This window comes from Streptomyces sp. NPDC052107, assembly GCF_040680215.1.
Lineage (GTDB): Bacteria > Actinomycetota > Actinomycetes > Streptomycetales > Streptomycetaceae > Streptomyces.
The window spans coordinates 1-1,478 of sequence record NZ_JBFAWG010000277.1 but is presented as its reverse complement, the minus strand read 5'-3'; the positions used below and the strand labels follow the sequence as shown (position 1 = coordinate 1,478).

Below are 1,478 nucleotides of genomic sequence, written 5' to 3'. Positions count from 1 at the left end.
CGTCAGCCAGCGGCGCGAGATCTGGGCCAGCAGCTCACCGTCGTACTCGATGGCGAACTCGCGGTCCAGGATCTTGCCGCTGACGTCCATCTCCGTACCGTCCACCAGGGTCACCCGGTAGTGGTTGCGGAGCAGTGAGAGCCGCTTGCGCTTGACCTGGGCCAGCTCCTCGCCGCCGCGCTCGATGAGCATGGTGCCGCGCAGGCTGACCAGCTTCTGGCGCAGCTCGACCAGGACCCGGCCCTCGGCGTCCTTCAGCTCGAAGGTGTCGCGCAGCCGCATGGCCTTGCCGTCGACCAGGAAGAGCTTGCGGCCCTCGGTGTCCTCGATCCAGTAGTCGTCACCGATGGCGAACAGCCGCTCACGTACGAGAAGTCTCATGGGACACAGGTTCCCCCGGCCCCCGGCGGAATGCGTGCAGGCGGTGTCGGTGTTGACTGGTGGCATGGCAACACGTGCACGCGTCCGCGCCCCCGAACTCATCGGCAAGGGCGGCTGGCTCAACACAGGCGACCGGCAGTACACCCTCTCCGAGCTGCGAGGACGCATTGTCATCCTCGATTTCTGGACCTTCTGCTGTGTGAACTGCCTCCACGTCCTCGATGAGCTGCGGGAGCTGGAGGAGAAGCACCGGGACACCGTGGTGATCATCGGCGTCCACTCCCCGAAGTTCGTCCACGAGGCCGACCACCAGGCCGTCGTCGACGCCGTCGAGCGGTACGAGGTCCACCACCCGGTGCTCGACGACCCCGAGCTGGCCACCTGGAAGCAGTACGCCGTACGGGCCTGGCCGACGCTCGTCGTCATCGACCCCGAGGGCTATGTCGTCGCCCAGCACGCGGGCGAGGGGCACGCCCACGCCATCGAGAAGCTGGTCGAGGAGCTGGAGGCCGAGCACGCGGCCAAGGGCACGCTCCGCCGGGGCGACGGCCCGTACGTGGCGCCCGAGCCCGTCGCCACGCACCTCCGCTTCCCGGGCAAGGCCCTGCTCCTGCCCGACGGCGGCTTCCTGGTCTCCGACACCACCCGCCACCGCCTCGTCGAGCTGGACGCGGACGGCGAGACCGTACGGCGCCACTTCGGCACTGGCGAACGCGGGCTCAGCGACGGCGGCCCGGACGAGGCCCGCTTCAGCGAACCGCAGGGGCTCGCCGTGCTCCCCGACGGCCGCATCGCCGTCGCGGACACCGTCAACCACGCGATCCGCGCCCTGGACCTGACGACCGGGGTGGTCACCACCCTCGCCGGGACCGGCCGCCAGTGGTGGCAGGGGAGCCCGACCAGCGGCCCGGCGCGCGAGGTGGACCTCTCCTCGCCGTGGGACCTGGCCTGGTTCGGTGACCGGCTCTGGATCGCCATGGCGGGCGTGCACCAGCTGTGGACGTACGACCCTGAGGCCGGGAGCGTGGGCGTCGCGGCCGGGACCACCAACGAGGGCCTGGTCGACGGATCGGTCGCCGAGGCATGGTTCGCCCAGC

Annotated in this window: 2 protein-coding genes; one reads left to right on the top strand and one right to left on the bottom strand. The window is 70.5% G+C overall.

The window, feature by feature from the left end:
- On the bottom strand, nt 1-381 hold a 381-nt coding region (locus AB0M27_RS47785; RefSeq protein WP_365732459.1), incomplete at its 3' end, for an LURP-one-related family protein.
- A 64-nt stretch (nt 382-445) separates the two neighbouring features.
- On the opposite strand from AB0M27_RS47785, the gene AB0M27_RS47780 reads away from it, so the two are divergent.
- On the top strand, nt 446-1,478 hold a 1,033-nt coding region (locus AB0M27_RS47780), incomplete at its 3' end, for a thioredoxin-like domain-containing protein (RefSeq protein ID WP_365732458.1).